Origin of the sequence: Acinetobacter sp. RF15B (assembly GCF_007558235.1) — a bacterium.
In the GTDB taxonomy this organism is placed as follows: domain Bacteria; phylum Pseudomonadota; class Gammaproteobacteria; order Pseudomonadales; family Moraxellaceae; genus Acinetobacter; species Acinetobacter lwoffii_C.
This window is the reverse complement of the sequence record NZ_VLSR01000013.1, coordinates 1-18379: the sequence shown is the minus strand read 5'-3', so window position 1 is coordinate 18379 and position 18379 is coordinate 1. Positions and strand designations below refer to the sequence as shown.

At 47.0% G+C, this 18379-nt stretch carries 14 protein-coding genes and 1 pseudogene; 6 read left to right on the top strand and 9 right to left on the bottom strand.

Annotated features, from left to right (window positions below):
* Window positions 1-4 precede the first annotated feature (4 nt).
* On the top strand, window positions 5-979 hold the full coding sequence (gene secF, locus E2K74_RS10350) for a protein translocase subunit SecF (RefSeq protein WP_171480677.1): 975 nt from the start codon (window positions 5-7) through the stop codon (window positions 977-979).
* Between the two features lie 55 nt (window positions 980-1034).
* Here the strand turns inward: secF and E2K74_RS10345 are convergent, their stop codons facing one another.
* The 5 genes from E2K74_RS10345 to cysM all read right to left on the bottom strand — a co-directional run bounded on the left by E2K74_RS10345 (window position 1035) and on the right by cysM (window position 7276).
* Window positions 1035-1685: a hypothetical protein gene (locus E2K74_RS10345; protein WP_151205263.1), complete on the bottom strand. Its 651-nt coding sequence runs from the start codon at window positions 1683-1685 to the stop codon at window positions 1035-1037.
* A gap of 91 nt (window positions 1686-1776) precedes the next feature.
* A complete protein-coding gene (locus E2K74_RS10340) occupies window positions 1777-4083 on the bottom strand; it encodes a RelA/SpoT family protein (RefSeq protein WP_151205264.1) in 2307 nt (768 codons plus the stop codon).
* A gap of 44 nt (window positions 4084-4127) precedes the next feature.
* On the bottom strand, window positions 4128-5504 hold the full coding sequence (gene rlmD, locus E2K74_RS10335) for a 23S rRNA (uracil(1939)-C(5))-methyltransferase RlmD (protein ID WP_151207449.1): 1377 nt from the start codon (window positions 5502-5504) through the stop codon (window positions 4128-4130).
* 6 nt (window positions 5505-5510) lie between these two features.
* A complete protein-coding gene (locus E2K74_RS10330; RefSeq protein ID WP_151207448.1) occupies window positions 5511-6329 on the bottom strand; it encodes a 3'-5' exonuclease in 819 nt (272 codons plus the stop codon).
* Between the two features lie 17 nt (window positions 6330-6346).
* Window positions 6347-7276 carry a cysteine synthase CysM gene (gene cysM / locus E2K74_RS10325; protein ID WP_151207446.1) on the bottom strand — a complete coding sequence of 310 codons (930 nt, stop codon included), beginning with the start codon at window positions 7274-7276 and terminating at the stop codon, window positions 6347-6349.
* 349 nt (window positions 7277-7625) lie between these two features.
* Here cysM and E2K74_RS10320 point away from each other — a divergent pair, with 349 nt between their 5' ends.
* From E2K74_RS10320 to rsfS, 5 genes are all read left to right on the top strand, one after another.
* Window positions 7626-10439, top strand: a complete 2814-nt coding sequence (locus tag E2K74_RS10320) for an ATP-binding protein (RefSeq protein ID WP_151207444.1) — start codon at window positions 7626-7628, stop codon at window positions 10437-10439.
* 104 nt (window positions 10440-10543) lie between these two features.
* Window positions 10544-11335: a crotonase/enoyl-CoA hydratase family protein gene (locus E2K74_RS10315; protein WP_151207442.1), complete on the top strand. Its 792-nt coding sequence runs from the start codon at window positions 10544-10546 to the stop codon at window positions 11333-11335.
* A 33-nt stretch (window positions 11336-11368) separates the two neighbouring features.
* Window positions 11369-12235 (top strand): NAD(P)-dependent oxidoreductase, encoded by an 867-nt coding sequence (locus E2K74_RS10310; protein ID WP_151207440.1) that lies wholly within the window; start codon window positions 11369-11371, stop codon window positions 12233-12235.
* Between the two features lie 39 nt (window positions 12236-12274).
* Window positions 12275-13063 (top strand): hydroxypyruvate isomerase family protein, encoded by a 789-nt coding sequence (locus E2K74_RS10305; RefSeq protein WP_151207438.1) that lies wholly within the window; start codon window positions 12275-12277, stop codon window positions 13061-13063.
* A gap of 80 nt (window positions 13064-13143) precedes the next feature.
* Complete coding sequence (rsfS, locus tag E2K74_RS10300) at window positions 13144-13548, top strand: ribosome silencing factor (RefSeq protein WP_151205629.1); 405 nt, start codon at window positions 13144-13146, stop codon at window positions 13546-13548.
* Between the two features lie 479 nt (window positions 13549-14027).
* Here the strand turns inward: rsfS and E2K74_RS10295 are convergent, their stop codons facing one another.
* The 4 genes and pseudogenes from E2K74_RS10295 to E2K74_RS10280 all read right to left on the bottom strand — a co-directional run.
* Window positions 14028-16310: a TRAP transporter large permease subunit gene (locus tag E2K74_RS10295; protein ID WP_151207436.1), complete on the bottom strand. Its 2283-nt coding sequence runs from the start codon at window positions 16308-16310 to the stop codon at window positions 14028-14030.
* Between the two features lie 179 nt (window positions 16311-16489).
* On the bottom strand, window positions 16490-17062 hold the full coding sequence (gene rrtA / locus E2K74_RS10290) for a rhombosortase (protein WP_151207434.1): 573 nt from the start codon (window positions 17060-17062) through the stop codon (window positions 16490-16492).
* 66 nt (window positions 17063-17128) lie between these two features.
* The gene (locus tag E2K74_RS10285) at window positions 17129-18169 is read right to left on the bottom strand and encodes a hypothetical protein (RefSeq protein WP_151207433.1); all 1041 of its coding nucleotides are present in this window, start codon (window positions 18167-18169) and stop codon (window positions 17129-17131) included.
* Between the two features lie 95 nt (window positions 18170-18264).
* A pseudogene (locus tag E2K74_RS10280) lies at window positions 18265-18379 on the bottom strand (IS5/IS1182 family transposase); the annotation flags it as partial.

Here is an 18379-nt window from a genome sequence, read left to right as displayed (position 1 = left end):
ATCACTGATGACTGAAAATACTCAACTGAATCAAAAACAGTACGGTCGCCCGGAAGACGAACGCATTATCCCGTTTATGAAGATTGCACTGCCTGCGGCAGTATTTTCAATCATTCTGACGGTAGCCAGTATCTTCTTTATTGTGACCAAAGGTTTAAATCTGGGTCTGGACTTTACCGGCGGTATAGCAGCTGAACTGAACTATACCAATCCGGTAAAACCGACCGAGGTATCCAAAGCACTGGCTCAGGCGGGCTTTAATGATGCAGTGGTGCAGACCCTAGGGTCTGAACGTGACCTGATGGTACGTATGCCGGTGCAAGAAGATATTGAAGCGGAAGACCTGACCAAAGCCATCACCTCTGCCGTGCAATTGCCAAATAATGCAGCAGAAGTGCCGAAGGTCGATGTGGTCGGCGGACAGGTTGGTAACGAGCTGTATGTGCGTTCCGGCGGTGCAGTTGCCCTTGCGCTCCTGCTGATGCTGGTTTATGTCACCATCCGCTTTGAGTTCAAGCTGGCGATGGGTGCCGTCCTGTCCCTGTTCCATGACATCATCGTGACCATTGGTATTTTTGCGATGATGCAATGGCCATTTGATCTAACCGTTCTGGCAGCGCTTCTTGCGATTATTGGTTTCTCACTGAACGATAACATCGTAGTGTCGGACCGTATCCGTGAAAACTTCCGCAAAATTCGCGGTGCCGAACCGCTCGAGATCATCAACATTGCCCTGACTGAAACCTTGCGCCGTACCATCCACACCTCCATGACCCTATTACTGGTGGTCGTGGCCATGATGGTCATGGGGGGTGAAGGTCTGAAATGGTTCTCGATTGCAATGTTTATCGGGGTCTTTGTCGGTACCTATTCATCGATCTATATCGGGACAGCTTTTGCGCTATGGCGCGGTCTGAATCGTCAGGACTTTATTGTACAAGTCAAACCTGAATTTGAAGACGAAGACCAGCTGCCATAAGCGGTCTTTTCACCTAATCAGTGTTCAGCCCATCTTCGGATGGGCTGATTTATTTTCAATTCACACCTATCTCTCTGGCCGGTAGAATGGCCACTACCCTATGCATCTTTGCAATATCGGATTTTTTAAAACTGACCGTCCGGCTAGCATCCAGACTTTGAAACTGCAAACTGTTTTCTGTTTCAGCAATTAATTCCACCATGAGCTGTAGAGCATTGTTCAGATATAAACAGATCATGTCCTGAGGCTGGACTTGCTGTCCTGGATCACAGACCACCCAGTAACCGGGCTTTAAAGCAGGAAAATAATGCTGATCATTAACCTGAATTGCATAGTAATCAGACGCAGATAAGATTACAGGTGCTTTTCTGATAGTACCCAGCAAAGGACTTAAACGAAAAGCCTGCTGCTCAACAGTGTGCATTTGAAATAGAGCACACGATACTTGGGCGGGGGACAACTCAGTCTGCGACTCTAGGACTTGATCCAGTAACAGGGTTTCCAGCCCCAGCTGCCGTTCCAGCTCCCGCGCAGCTTTGTCCCCTATCTGGCGTTTGCTATTCAGTAATTGGGTAATATAAGACGCTGACAGACCAAAATGCTCACAAATGTCTTTGCCATTTTTAAAGCGCTGGCTGTCAATCAGATGGTCAATGAGCTTGGCCAGATTATGACGTCTGCGCTCAAATATTTCCGTCGCACTCATACTTTTAGCTGGTTTTTTTATTCTGAACAGACACCTTACAACAAAAAAGCCCGCAATTGAATTGCGGGCTTTTAAAGTATTCGATCAGAAATTAATTGCCTTGTACCAGACGGCGTGCACTGATAATTCCCGGTTGCTGCTCAAGACGGGCCAGCAGTTTGGACAGTTGCGCCAGGCCTTTTACTTCAATCAGCAATTTCATATTGGCAATACCATCCGACTCCGAGATCGTATTGACCTGACGGATATTAATCTGATCCGAGAAAATGACCTGGGTCAGGTCTTTCAAGAGACCCCGGCGATCATAGGCTTCCACCACAATCTGTACACTTTGCCCCCGGGTTGGCTGCATTTCCCAGTCCGCTTCTACTGCGCGTTCCGGTTCCTGATTAATCATGCGCACATAGTCCGGACAAGCCACCTTATGAATGCTTACCCCACGGTTCAAGGTAATATAACCCGCAATAGACTCACCATGCACCGGTTGACAGCACTGCGCAATATGCAGTTCTACATTATCCAGACCATCGATCAGAATCCCGTGCGCTGAAAGCGTGTGACTGGCTCGTGGATTTAAAGCAGGCTTCAGCACCAGTTCAGGCTCATCCTGATCCAGATGCATATGGCGGTTCACCTGATTGATCAGGGCATGCAGGCTAATATCGCCATTTACGATGCCAATCAGGATATCATCACCATTTTTCACATTAAAATGGTTACAATAATCACTCAAATCAATGGATTTTGGATGAATCGCCAGACGTGAAAGTTCTTTATTCAGTACATCACGGCCCACTTCCAGATTCTTGCTACGATCCTGCTGGCGGAACCAGTGACGCAATTTATCCCGCGCACGTGCTGTCCGGATATAGCCCAGTGAATTCACCAGCCAATCCCGGTTCGGCTCACGGTCTTTCTTGGTCAGAATCTCAACCTGCTCACCGGTTTTTAAGGTATAGGTCAGCGGCACATAACGCTGATTGACCCGCGCGGCATAACATTTGTTCCCGACTTCAGTATGCACATGGTAGGCAAAATCCAGCACTGTCGAGCCACGTGGCAGCTCCTTAATATCCCCATCACGACTAAACACATAGATTTTTTCAAAACCTTCAAACTCTTGAATATGCTCAAAATTTTCGGTTTCATCATCTGTTTTATAGGCACTGGCCTCATTGCGCTCCTGATAATGCTCCAGCACAGCACGCAAGGAATGCAAACGATGGTTAAAGGAATGATCGGTATTTTTTGAGCCTTCCTTATAGTTAAAGTGTGAACAGACCCCCAATTCTGCCTCTTCATGCATCTGATAGGTACGGATCTGCACTTCGAGCGATTTGTTTTCGGCTATTACCGCCGTATGCAAGGAACGGTAACCGTTCGCTTTAGGGTTAGTAATATAGTCATCAAACTGATGTGGAATATGTCGCCAGATCTGATGAACAATCCCTAAGGTGTGGTAGCATTCCGGCACATTTTTTACCAGGACCCGTAATGCACGAATATCATAAAGCTGGTCGAAGCTCAGGTTTTTGCTTTTCATTTTTCGATAAATCGAATAAATGTGTTTTACCCGGCCACTGATTTCAGCATCGATATTATACTCACTCAGTTCAGTACGCAGCTTATCAATAACAAACTGAATATACTGCTCACGCTCCAAACGTTTTTCATTCAATAAAGAAGCGATTTCTTTATAGCGTTCAGGCGCCAGATAACGGAAAGCCAGATCTTCCAGCTCCCATTTCAACTGGGCAATGCCCAAACGGTGGGCAAGCGGTGAGTAAATGGTCAAAATTTCCCGGGCTACCCGTTCCTGACGCTCACGCGAAGAATTAGTCAGTTCACGTAAGGCATAGGTACGCTCGGCAAGCTTGATCAAGACCACCCGCACATCTTCGGTGACCGAAATCAGCATCTTGTAAATACCGGTCAGATGTTCACGCTGGTTATTATTGAAATGGTCTTCCAGACGTTTATTCTTTTCAATCAGCTCGGATAATTTACCCATCGCGAGGGTGCCTTTGACCAGATTATGCACCTGTTCGCCAAACCTTTCCCGCACTTCTGCCAGCGGCATGACCCCTTCACGCACGGAACGATAGAGCATCGCAGCCGATAAGGTATCTTCATCCACATGCAGATGCGCCAGAATATCGGCCATTTCAATACCGGTATAGAAGGTATTGGAGCGATGCTGAATCGTACTTTGCAGCTCATATTGTAATGTTAAATGAGCGACTTCCTCGAGCTGCGTTAAGGGTGCTCCATCTAATATGCCACGAACCCGCTCTAACCATTCGGTCAGATCTTGGTGTGCTTGTTCGGCATGTTCTACAGTCGTCTCCTGTGACAACTCATTGAGTCGCCCAGGCAGTTGTTCACGCACTGTGACCATACCCTTCTCCTACTTTTAGATACATCATCTCTTTAATCGTTTATTTAATTTTCTTTTTCGAACAAGGCGATCGATTCTACATGGCCAGTATGGGTAAACATATCCATCACTCCGGCCCGTTTCAGGCGATAACCCTGTTGTGTCAAAATTCCCGCATCTCTTGCCAGGGTTGCCGGATTACATGACACATAAACGATTCTTTTTGCGCCAAATTTAGGCACATACTGCATTACTTCTTCCGCTCCTGAGCGTGGTGGGTCGATTAATAATGCATCAAAACCCTGTTTTGCCCAAGCCTGCTGCGAAAAATCTTTGGTTAAATCTTGTGAATAAAACGAAATCTGTTCAATCCCATTTAATCTGGCATTTTCCCGACCGCGTTGTACCATTTCTTCACTACCTTCCACGCCCACAACCCGACCTGAAGGCCCCACACAGCGTGACAAAGGTAAGGAAAAGTTCCCTAATCCACAAAATAGATCCAGAACCCTTTCGCCTTGCTGCAGTTGAAGCAAATCACATGCCAGGTGGACCATCTGCGAGTTAATAGTCGAATTTACCTGAGTAAAGTCTGAAGGATTAAACCCGAATGTTACGGCGAAGTCATCAAGACCATAGTGCAAGCGTGCAGCAGCCTGCGAGTCGTCCATACGCTGCAGCGTCTCCTTGCCCACAGGCTGCAAATACAGCTGCCAGCCTTTATCTAACGTAAATTGGCGCAATTGGTTGACATCTTCTGCTGATAGTTTTGCAGTTTCCCGAACCGTCAGCGCAATTTCTGCATCACCCATGGCTAATTCTATATGACCAATGTTGGCCTGACCATTTAGACTTTGGAGCAATTGTTTAAGAGCTGTAACCGAGCCGAACTCACGATCCAGAATCATGCAACGGTCAATTGAAGTCAGCCTGTTAGACTGGTTTTCACGAAATCCCACCACCAGTTGGTCTTTCTGTGCGATATAGCGCACACCAATCCGGGCTTTACGGCGATAATCTTCACGCTGGGAACGCAAAGGCATCAGCCATTGTTCCGGCTGGATGCCTGCAAAATGTGCCAGATGCGATTGCAATACATTCTGCTTCAGCTCAATCTGGGCATCGGGATGAATGTGTTGCATATTACAGCCACCACATATCCCAAAATGCGGACAGATAGGCTGGATACGCATATCAGAAGGTGCACTCAGCAGTTCTATACTGTCGGCTTCTTCCAGCTTTTTGACTTCACGGCTAATACGGGCACGCACGGTTTCACCCGGCAGCGCATAGCGGATAAACACTTTCTTGCCGTGTTTTTCAGGCGGATGATCGGGATGGGTGCCATAGTGAGCTATGCCACGCCCTTCATGGGAAAGCGACTCAACCTGAAAAATATATTCGGATGGCTGTTGGAGACGGGGTCGAGCGCGATGTTTCATGAAAACCTAATCTGTGGAGAGTGGAAAATCAAAACGGGTAAATGCAGTCTGCTGCGCAGTTTCGCGCCAGCGGCTTAAAAAATCTGCATGCTGCGGCTGGGTCTGCAAATATTGAATGGTGCTTTGCAACAGATGCTGATAATCCGGCAATAACAGCTGCCCTTTTAGCAAGAGCCAGCGGATATATACCAGCCAGGTATTCAGGACATCGCCTTCACAATAACTGGTGATTTCAGTCCATTGCTGGTCGCGGACGTAATTCGGTATACGGTACACACCATCACCGCATTTTCCCGGATAACCCAGCAAGTGCGCCACATCATCAAGTTTTTGAAAATGCCGCGCATGAAACATGGCCATGACATCCATCAAATCGACATGGCGCTGATGGTAACGATTCTGGTAGTTATTATAACGCTTTTGTGTGTCAATTTCGCCCTGGTCGAACAGGCTGGGCGCAGAAAGGCCATGATACATGGCACGGTATAAAATTACCGGTAAATCAAACTGTGAGCCGTTCCAGCTCACCAAGGTTGGATGGCGCTTGTCAAAAATGGACAGAAATTTTTTTAAAATCTCTGCTTCGCTGTCCTGTTCCTGACTAAAAGAAAACAGGCGCATGCCCTGCTCATCCATCCATAAACCGGAAATACAGACAATCTCATGCAGGGGCAAACGCTGAAAATCCGAACCAGATTCCTGACGGCGTAATTTGGTCAGGGCCTGCTCGAGGTCTGCCTCGGGCAGATCCAGACCAAACAGATGAGCGCCTGATTTAAGATCGGTTTGGGTTTCAATATCGAAAGTTAAAACAGGCAAGCGCATAAACGATTTCTCAACAATTATTCGGGATCTTCTACAGAGAACAGGCCGGTAGACAGATAACGGTCACCCCGGTCACAGATGATACAGACTATCACAGCGCCTGGATGCGCTTCGGCCAGCTGAATGGAGGCCCACACGGCTCCGCCTGATGAGGTACCGGCACTAATACCTTCTTTTTGGGCCAGTTTACGCATGGTTCTTTCAGCTTCAATCTGCGGAATATCCATAATACGATCAATCCGGCTACGGTCAAAAATCGTTGGCAGATATTCTTCTGGCCAGCGACGAATGCCGGCAATGCTTGAGCCATCCGAAGGCTGCAAGCCTACAATCTGAATTTCCGGATTCATTTCTTTCAGGTACTTGGACACTCCCATGATTGTGCCAGTCGTTCCCATGGAACTCACAAAATGGGTAATCTTGCCACCCGTCTGCTGCCAGATTTCCGGACCTGTGGTCAGGTAATGCGCTTCGACATTATCCGGATTACCAAACTGGTTTAGAACCAGCCCCTTACCTTCTGCCTGCATTTGCAAGGCCAGATCGCGCGCGCCTTCCATGCCCTGCTCTTTACTTACTTCAATCAGCTCGGCCCCATAAGCACGCATGGCATCCTTACGTTCCTGACTCATGTTGCTCGGCATGATCAGCTTCATGTTGTAGCCGCGCATGGCAGACACCATTGCCAATGCAATTCCCGTATTTCCGCTGGTTGCCTCAATCAAGGTATCACCAGGCTGGATCTGCCCGCGTTTTTCTGCCTGCATGATCATATTGTAAGCCGGACGGTCCTTCACTGAACCTGCCGGATTATTGCCCTCGAGCTTAGCCAATACAGTCGCTTGAGTATGACTTGCCAGACGTTGCAAACGCACCAGTGGCGTTTTACCCACACAATGGTCTAACAAAAATTCATCGGCTTGGAAATCGGGGTATGTATTACTCATTATTTGCACCTATATCGATGTGCGACTATTGTATGAAAAAATACTTTTCCCTGCATCCATTTCCCCTTTTCTTTTTCCTTCATACGGCTTGCAGACTGCTCCGCTTTATCAAAAATGGATTCAAAAACAGGTTTTTTCAAAAGATTAGGTCAAATCTATGCTATTTAAAGAAAATGGCATCCAGTTATATCTTTACATTTTTATCTGAGCAAATGTGCAGGATAGCTCTTTTATAAACCCGATGATCAGTATTTCACGGCGGCTACCTGAATAAAAATAATGCTTAAATTTTAACTGTCAATTTAAAGCATGCTAATATGCCCGACATAAGGAAAATACTGCTTAAATCATGTCAAGTATCAATAAAAAGATGTTTAAACGCTTGCACTTAAATCACGCTTATGGACAGCTGATTGCACTGATTTTTGTGCCGATTACCATCTTGGCCTGTGTAGGTGCCATTCTGGTGATTACTGAAACCTCGAATGCGGCACGTGCCCAGCAAAAGCAGATGGCGATTGCGATTATGACGCGTTTTCAGTCTACGGCAGAATATTCACTTGATATTTTAAGCCTGTATCCTTGGCAATATGATCAGGCGCACAGTGCCATGCAGCATATGCTGAATGAAAAGCATTTGGTACGCGCAGCAATTCTGGATGAAAATGGCCGAAACCGTCTGGGAATTGGCTTTCAGGAACAGGCACCCTGGCCGGAATTCAATCAAGCGGCCAGTTTTATCGGTCCCATTCTTTATAAAAACAATCATATTTATGCGGTCAGGGTCAATGAAAATAGCTTTAATTCCGGCTGGCTGGCCATTGAGCTGGATAATCAGCCTCTGGAAATCGCCCGTTACCGGGTATTAATCGTACTGATTGCCACTGGTTTACTGACCTTATTACTTCTGCTGTTATGTCTGAATTTCTATTCGCGTCGCTGGATTGCGCCGATGTATGAAATTCGCATGCAGTTGCAACGCCTGAACGTCGATACGCTGGACCAACACATGGTTATTAACAGTACCGGCGAGCTGCGCCTGTTGCAACGCGATATTGCCAATGTGGTTAAACGTCTGCATTTTAGTTTTCTGGAGTTACGCGAACATACCGAACAGACTGAAGATGACCTGCGCCGTACCTTAGACACTTTAGAAGTGCAAAACATTACCTATCGTCAGGCACGCGATCAGGCCATTTCTGCCAATCAGGCCAAATCGGTATTTCTGGCCAATATTTCACATGAACTGCGCACGCCACTAAACAGTATTGACGGTTTTATCCATTTATTGCTGCGTCAGGGCAACCTGAGCAATGAACAAAGCCTGTACCTGCAAACGATTCGCAAGTCTTCAGCCCATCTTCTGGCCCTGATTAATGATGTGCTGGATTTTTCCAAGATTGATGCCGGTAAACTGGAGCTGGAAACCGCACCTTTTGATCTGGAAGAAGCCATTTTTGATGTGATGGATATGCTCTCGCCGCTGGCTGCGCAAAAGCATATCGATATGGCCTTCTACTATGCCGACAATGTGCCCAAACATGTGATTGGCGATGCGCTACGCTTCAAGCAAATTTTAACCAACCTGATCTCCAATGCCATCAAGTTCACCCCCGACGGGGAAATCATTGTCCGGGTACGTCTGGAACATGAGGACCTGGAGCACTGTGTCTTGCACTTTAGCGTACAGGACAGCGGTATTGGCCTGAGTGGTACCGACCGCAAGAGACTGTTTGAATCCTTCTCGCAAGGCGACACCTCTGTCACCCGTCAGTTCGGTGGAACCGGTCTGGGGCTGGCTATTTCCAAGCAATTAGTGAGCCTGATGCACGGCCAGATTGGCTTTGAAGATAATCAGGAACGCGCCCCGACCGAAAAAGGCTCAACTTTCTGGTTTACGGCACAATTACTGCTGGATGAAGAACATGTAATTGAACATCCGGATTTCAGTGAACTGACGGTGGTGTCCTATCTGGCGCATCCGGCAACCGCCAATGTACTGCGGCATTATCTAGAAAACTATAAAGTGGCACACAGTGAATGTGCCTCTATTCTGGATCTGTTCAGTCGCCTGAATCATTTACACAGTACCGACAATACCTGGCTCATTGTTGATCATGGGGGCGATGGACAGGCCTTGCTCAGAGAAATCCGTACCCGTTATCAGGGTCATCTGGCAGTGTATGGCTATCAGATGCAGCTTGATCCGAACATGCTGAATGAACATCGCGCTCGTGCCCTGCATCAGCCACTCAGCCGTACGGCCCTGATTCAACTCCTGAGCAACCAGCAAAGTTTTGAAGAAGAGCAGTATGAAAGCTTTAATGGTCAGGGGTTGCATGTACTGGCTGTGGATGACCATCTACCGAACCTGATTGTCCTGGAAGCCTTATTGGGCGAACTGAATGTCCGTACCACCAAAGCCATTAGCGGACAAGAAGCCTTGCATATTATCCAGAGCCGTCATGAACAGGGACTCAGCCCTTTTGATCTGGTGTTTATGGATATCCAGATGCCGGTGATGTCAGGCATTGATACCACGCGTGCGATTCGCTCACTGGAATCTACGTTTGACCCCCAGCCTCAGCAGCGCTTGCCGATTATTGCCCTGACCGCCCATGCGCTTTCCGATGAAAAGCATAAACTGCTGCAAAATGGGATGGATGATTATGTAACCAAGCCAATCCAGATTGAGCAGATTGTACAGATCCTGACCCAATGGACCACAGAAAGCTTTAAAAAGCTGCCGGTGCCCGAACGTATCAATGTCATTGAAGCCCTGGATCCTAATATTCTGGACTGGCAACAAAGCCTGCAACTGGCAGCCAACAAAGAGGATCTGGCGATTGATCTGCTCGGCATGCTGGTCGACAGCTTTGAAAATGAACTGACTGAAATTGAGCAGCTGATTGAGCTGGAGGATTTTCCTCAGCTTGAACATGTCCTGCACCGCCTCTATGGCGCAACTCGTTATGTCGGTACGCCAAGCCTGCAAACGATCACAGGCGAGTTTGAGCAGTTTGTTTCGACCTTGCGTAAAGAGCGCCGTAAAGCAGATGAGAGTTTTGTACAGCAGGTACTGAAATATCTGGATGAGCTAAAAACCGTCATTGAGCAGGTCCAACAGGCAGCCCGACAAATCCTGTACAAATCCGACCATTAAATCTGTTTTTAGTCCGGGACACGTAAAGGGAGCGTGACCGGACTGTCATGCAAGTGCTTAGAGTGCATGTTATGCTCGCTGAAGAAAAAATAAGGATGAACCCCATGTCTCTGGTACGCTTTGAAAAAAATAATGGAATTGCGACGGTTACACTGAACCGTCCAGACAAACGTAATGCCATGAGCTTTGCCCTGCTGCGTGAACTGGTGCAGACAGCCAAGCGGATTAAAAAAGATAAATCCATCCGCTGTGTCATCCTGACAGGCGAAGCCCAGGTCTTTAGTGCCGGAATTGATCTGGCTGACTTAAACAATCCTAAAAACCGTGTCTTTGCCGCCTGGGAGCTGATTCGCCCGGGCCAGAGCCTGTTTCAAAAAGCCTTTCTGGTGTGGCAGGAGCTACCTGTGCCCGTGATTGCAGCACTTGAAGGCTTCTGTTTTGGTGCCGGCATGCAACTGGCGCTTGCCGCCGATATCCGTATTGCTCACCCCGCCACCAAAATGTCGATTATGGAAACTCGCTGGGGTCTGGTGCCAGATATGGGCCTGAGCCGTTCACTCAAAGGCTTGATCGGGATTGATCTGGCCAAAGAGCTGACATTAACGGCACGTATTTTTGAAGGGGCCTATGCTAAAGAGATTGGTCTGGTCACTCATCTAGATGAGCAACCACTTGTCAAAGCTCAGGCCCTGGCAGAGGAAATGCTACAACGCTCCCCAGATGCCTTAATGGCTTCTAAATTTGTGCTGGATGCCATGCAGCACCATCCGAACAAATCCCTGCGTATGGAAAAAATCTGGCAATTAAAATTAATTTTGGGCAAAAACAGCCAGCTGGCGCGTAAAAAAGACAAGAATCCGGAGATTCAGTTTGTACCACGTCAGTACAAATCATAAGAGCGCAAGCGGAATCAAGAGGTGAAAACACAGATGCTATTTAATCGTGAGAGTAAAATTGCTTTTCTGGGCATGGGGCTGATGGGCAGCCGTATGGCGACACGTTTGCTACAGGCCGGTTTTCAGGTTGCAGTGTGGAATCGTACAACGACCGCCTGCGATCCACTTGTTGCTATGGGTGCCCTTGCCTTAAGTCTCGAGCAGATTTCAGATTATCCTGTAATTTTAACCTGTCTGGCCGATGATCAGGCGATGACGGCGGTATTTGCACAAATTGCGCCTTTTCTGGTAGCCGGTCAGGTTATTGTTGATTTCTCCAGTCTTTCAGTTGCCCAGACCCTGCTACTGGCTGAACAGGCACAGGCCAAACAGGTCAACTGGATTGACTCACCCGTCTCTGGTGGAACAGCAGGTGCCGAACAGGGTAATCTGGTCATCTTTGCAGGTGGTAATCGCGCAGTCATTGACGCATTAAGCCTGATTTATAAGGTGCTGTCACAGCGTGTCACCCGTATGGGCAACAATGGTACAGGCCAAGCAACCAAAATCTGCAATCAGCTGATTGTAGCTGCCAACAGCACCCTCATTGCCGAAGCTGTCGCGCTGGCGGAGCATGCCGGGGTCGATACCCGCTTACTGGCCCCTGCACTGGCCGATGGTTTTGCCGACTCCAAGCCCTTTCAGATTCTGGCACCGCGTATGGCCACCCAAACCTTTGAACCGGTACAATGGAAAGTCCAGACCCTGTCTAAAGATCTGAATAATGCCGTACAACTGGCCCGCAGTTTAGAGCTGGATATTCCAGTTGCACAGCAGGCTTTATCCCAATTAAAAGCTCATCAGGATCAAGGCTTTGCTGAAGCAGATTTGGCCTCTCTCATTCAGCAGATCAATCATTAATACGCTATTCCTGTTAAATACTCAGCAAGGACATTTCCTATGATTAAACTCGCCGTTAATCTTTCAATGATTTTTACGGAAGTTCCCCTCCTAGAGCGATTTGCCCTTGCCCGTGCCCACGGATTTGAACATGTTGAAATACAGTTTCCCTATGAACTCAGCATAGAGCAGATTCGCAGTCAGTTAAGCAGACATGAAATCAACCTCTGCCTCATCAATGTACCAGCCGGTGACCTGATGCAGGGCGGCCATGGTCTGGCAGGTATTCCGGGACAGGAACTGGAGTTTCGTCATGCCATGCAACAGGCCATCCAATATGCAACCGCACTCCAAGTACCGCGGGTCAATATTCTGGCAGGACGGCAGCCACTCGACTGTGACCTGCTGCCCTGCCTGAAAACCCTCGCCAGTAATTTAAAGATGGCCTGTTCTATGCTCGCCGAGCATCAGATTGAGCCTGTATTTGAAATTATTAATGGCAAGGATATGCCTCGTTTTCTGGTACAAAATATTGCCCAGGCTCAGGAAATGCTGGAAGCAGTTCAGCATCCGGCCCTAAAAATGCAATATGACTGTTATCACATGGCCATGATGGGCGAAGATGTACTGGAAACTTTGAAAGAAAATATTGCAGTCATTGGACATATACAATTTGCAGATTACCCGGGTCGGCATCAGCCAAATACTGCTTCTATTGAATATTATGATATTTTTCAGTGGTTAAAGAGTAGCCAATATCAAGCTTATGTTGCAGCCGAATATAAGCCGCTCGGACACTCCAATGATTCCTTTAGCTGGAAAGCTGAATTCTTTCCTGAGCATGACTAGGCCGGCCAGGGTAGCGTTTGAAATTTAAGACTAAAACCGCTATATTAGATCAGCATAATTGTTAGGAAATTATACCCTCTATGAATTTAGAACCATCGCCCAGCGCTTCTAATTCTCACGATCACAGCATGAATTCTTATTCTCCAGCGGTACAAGAGTGTCTGAACGTTGTACACGCAGCCCTTGAAGATGTAAAAGCGAAAGAAATTGTCGAGCTTGATGTCAGCAATATCAGCAATGTTGCAGATGCCATGATTATTGCCAGTGGTACGTCAACGCGTCATATTAAATCTCTTGCCCATAATGTTGCTGAAGAAGCACGTAAAGCCGGTTTCCGTCCACTTGGCGTGGAAGGTGAACGTGATGCAGAATGGATTCTAATTGATTTAGGTTATGTGGTTGTTCACTGCATGCTGCCCACTGCTCGTAAGTTCTACGATCTGGAAAGCTTATGGCAAAAAAATCCAGCAGATTCTGTCGCCTAACCGGATTCTAGAAACAGGTCCGTAGCGTCCTGCTCCCCCAGACATATTACAAAAAGAACCTCAATTGAGGTTCTTTTTGTTTTCATACCTTTTCCGCAGTGAATAAGAAGTTTTGAAAGTCTAACTTCAAATAAAATCAACTGAATACGATTTATCTCCATTGCCCTTCTGCTCATATCCAGTGCCTGAGAATACCAATAGATAGACAATGAATATGAGTCATATTGGAGGTTGCTAACTTAATGCCCATCTCTTAATGATCTTGGTTTCATCCTGAATGCTACTGATAGACAGGACATCAATCTCACAAGATGAAATAACTTTTATTCAGGAATCACGCACAATTTTCAGATAGGACAAAACCTGAGTCCTTGTTATTAAAATATGGGATCATACCGACATTTTAACGATTGAGACTCAGGTTATTATTTAAAGCAAACGACGGGACATGCATGCCCCGAAGATACCTTTATTGAAACCTATTGATACCAGCCAAATAGCTTAAAAATATAAGGTACATAAGCAATGATCAGCATAGCTGGCAACAATACGATCACTGGCAAAATCCAGCGTTCAAAACGATAGTAGAAGGACAGATGGCGTACTTCTGCATCTGCTTCGGCCACCTCGGCATCGCCAATGGATTGCCGTGCCAATAGATGGTTCAATGCCACAGGTGGGGTGACATAGCCCAGCTCAAAACCAATCAAGGTAATCATCCAGAAATGCACAGGATGAATGCCGTATTGATAAGCCACTGGGGCTACCGTAGCCGAGATTAAAATAACGGCACCGAATGGATCCATAATCATCCCGACAAAAATCATTAGCCCGACAATCATCGAAATTACCAGTAGCGTACTGCTAATATCGGTCGGGAAAGCTTCCATGATTTCCAGACGCTCCAGCAAACCGCCGACACTGACTGACAACGCCATCAGGATAACCAAAGCACCGATATGCCCTACCGTTTCACTGGTAGAGATATGCATGGACTTCCAGAAACCCACCTGACGCAAAGTTCCATTCGACGGTGATCGTGGAACGCCATGATCTACTGCCAACTCTTTTTGAGATTGCTCAGCATGTGCTGCTTCACGATACTCGGCAGGAGCCGCAGCACTCGCCGTTGCAAGCGCCGGCGTAGAACCTGAACCCAGGCTCGCGGTCATCGTTTCATCCCAATGTCCAACGGGTGGTAACGGCGCAGGCTCATGACGCAGCTTGTCAAACAGCACGATCATCAGCAAGATCACTGGCATCATCACAGGTGCAGTAAACTCATTCAGGTTGGTCGACAGGGCATATTTATAGAACAACCAGATCAGCACAAAGATCATCACATAAGGAATGATCGCAACAAAGGCACGAGCTGATTGTGGGGCAGCTATGCTGGGTGCAGCAATCCTAAACTTATGCTCGGCAAAGAACAGTGAAATGACTAAAAATAAAGTTGAAGTCAGCAGGAAAACATACAGACCATAGTGATACAGCAGATCGGTCGTGACTTCTTTATTTAAGGAGGCCACCACAACAATCAGCAGACATGGACGCAAAACCACACCCAAAGAGCCAGACATCGCCGTAGCTGCCAAGGCAAACTGACGACGCCCTCCGGCATTCCAGACTTCCTTATAAATAATGGCACCTGCTGCAATCACGAAAATTCCTGAAGCACCGGTATAGGCTGTCGGCAAGGCTGCTGCAAGCAGTATCAGCCAGGTCAGGGTTTCTGGTGCCAGATTCCATGGACGCAGAATATTCAAAAACATGTCGACCACACGGGTCTGTTTTAACAGCATCCCTGCCCAGATAAACAGGGCCAGATTCAGGAAAATACTGGAGAACTCAACCAATTGACCGAGGTAAATCCCCTGTCCCATTGGATAATCCATAAAGAAGGTAAAGTTGATCCCGGTTGTAATCGCCATATAGGCATACAGAGGAACACTTAAAAATGCCAGTCCCAGACTACCCCCTTCACGTATAGGCTGAGGAAGCCGGATGACCTGAAACAAACTGACGAGGGTCAAAGTTCCGAATAAAATCATCCATAACCAGTAGATATACTTCATCTCGCCCATCGGGACACCAGAATTCAGTACGGATTGATATTGGCTATAAGATGAAAAGGCCAGGAACGCATTGGCAATCAGCATGGCCAGGGTATATACCCGGAAATCAATTTTAGTGGCGGGGCTACGCAGACCAATGTGGTGGGTTTTTAAAGTTGCGCTAATCGCAGCAAATACCACCATGATGACCAGCAATAACGCCCGGTTTTCAGTTCCGAACTTAAACAGTCCAAAGAACGTGGTTTCAAAAGTACGATAGGCCCGAATACTAGGATAAGCCTGCATATGTGCAATGGCCTTGTCATAGAATCCATAGGACTCCTCACAAACCTGCTGGGCCTGCATAACGGCAGCACGGACATCCGCTTCAGAACGAACGCCAAAGAAGTCGGCATACTCATCCGCAGCATCCGTTTTCATTTGCTCCTGAACACGCTGATCGACATTAATATTGCGCTCACATTGGGGTGCAGTAGGCTCTGCCCGTAAAAATGAATATTGCATCCCGGTTGCCGGATCACCATACAGGCGTTCACCCATACGTAATAGCTGACCGTGAATCATTTCACCTGTCCCAATAATCAGGGTAAGCAAAAGCAAGATGAGCACCACAAAGGTCGAGATCCATTCGGTCCAGATATAACGCAACAGACCCAGACCAGATCTGTTTTGATTATCGTTTTGCATGTATATTCCTATTTTTTTTGTTTTAGCGACCCTTTGGTTCAGGACGCCAATCTTCCTGTATGCTCCGACACGTCCTGTTCGGAGCTAAGTTTCTTTATTATCTTTTTCGACTCTGCATGAATATTGTCAAAATAAGAATGACAATTTGTATTTTCTTTTTCGTTTTTTATGCCAACTATTTAACTTTCGCGAACATAGCTGACGAGTATATACAGCAAGGCGATTACTACTCCCCAGATGACACCCAACAAATGCGCTTCTACCAGTACCGGACTACCAATTAATTGTGCAGTGCCAATATTACCTATAGTATTTTCCCAGATCAGCTTGCCTAAAATTAAAACCAGAACCAGCGTGGCAAAGCTTCGTTCACGCCGGTAGAGCAGATGAAGACAGGCCACTGCCACATACGCCCCATGCAATACCCCGGATAGACCGGCATAAGCTTCAATATTTGGTAAAAAGAAGTAAAAGCTCAGGCTGATCAACGGCGGTAAAATCAGCAAAATCGCTATAAAATGCCAGATAGTGACGCGGGGAAATATAAAAGGCAGGCAGATAAAGGCCAGAATATTCAACAAATAATGAACCCAGCTGACATGCACCCAATGTGCTGTCCAGAGCCGCCAGAACTCACCGAGCAAACTTTCCCGCCAGTAAATAAAGTGCTCCATAAAAATTTGCAAACATGCAGCAAGAGAGACAAAAGCTGCCAGAAAAATAATTTTTCGTCGCAGATCTTGATCGTGCATCGGCTTCTTGTCCTCCCTGTGAGCCACTAACATGAGCTATACAGCCGCTCATGCCTATTCTATTAATTACATGTCAGCATTAAACAGCTCATCCAGTTCTGAAGAATTGGCTGTTTCATCCCAAAAGTTCTGCATACCATCATCTGCACTACGTACACCCGTATGTTCAGTCCAGTAACGATCTGCAATACCTTCGGTCATCATGGCTGCCATACTGTCGATGAGTTTGAACTGAGGATTAACCGGTTTCTCATCACTGCGGGCTTGGGCAAAAGTTTTTAGGGCATCCCGTACTTTAGCATCGTCCCCGCTGGCCTGAGCTGCTACTGCATACAGAGCATGTGATAAACGTACACCTTTTTGCTCACCGATTTGTGTAGATTGTTTAAGGGTTTGGTAAGGCTCTGGCTTGCCCTCTCCCGCGCCTGGCAATAAGGTCCAGATAACGGCACGGGTCGCATTTGGCACACCCCAGAATTTGGCATTGTCTAGGCAGGTCATGCCACGTTCGACCACAGCAGCAATATCTTTCGGTACATTAACCGCATTACCGGAATTAATATCATTGGTCATGGCTTGCAAACCGCTTAACATGCCAAGCAAATACACAGTCTGCTCAATATCACTGTTCATGCGTGCGCATTCTTCGCCCAGTCCTTTATTATACTTTTTCTCATAACGGGTCTGGAATAACTGATAGCCTGTGTACTGACGCTGCGCTGCCAGAGCGGCCCAGCGCTTTTGTTCAACGCGGGCATCTTGTGCTTCGGTGACCTGATTGGCTCTGGAAGCTCGCAAATAGCGTAATTCTGCTTCGAGTGCCTTCTTCTCGGCACAGATACCGGCTGCAGAATACATCAAGACTGCCACACGAGTAGGATCTGCTCCCATTTCCTTGGTGGACATAATGGCTGGCGTTAAAGCATTACCGGAATTACACACCATTTCAGCATCATCCATCGCCAGAATTGGTGGGACAACATGCTTTTCAGTAAAACCGAGTGCAACATTGGCACCGGTCTTGGTGACTTGAGAACATCCTGTTAAAACTGTTGTTGTTATTGCAATGGTCGCCATACCTTGGCATATTTTTCGGACGCTCGACATTTTCCTGTCCTCTATAATTGTGATGATGTCCATATGCTGCTAAACATAGCAGAAGCTTTTTAGGAATAAAAGAGTATTTACTCTAGGGCGTGTCCTCATTTGGCTTTACACCAAATAAACATGCAAGCAATGTAAATCATAGACTGATAATTTCGTGCAAGCTTATCAAATCGGGTAGCAATAGCACGGAAATGTTTTAATCTCGCAAAT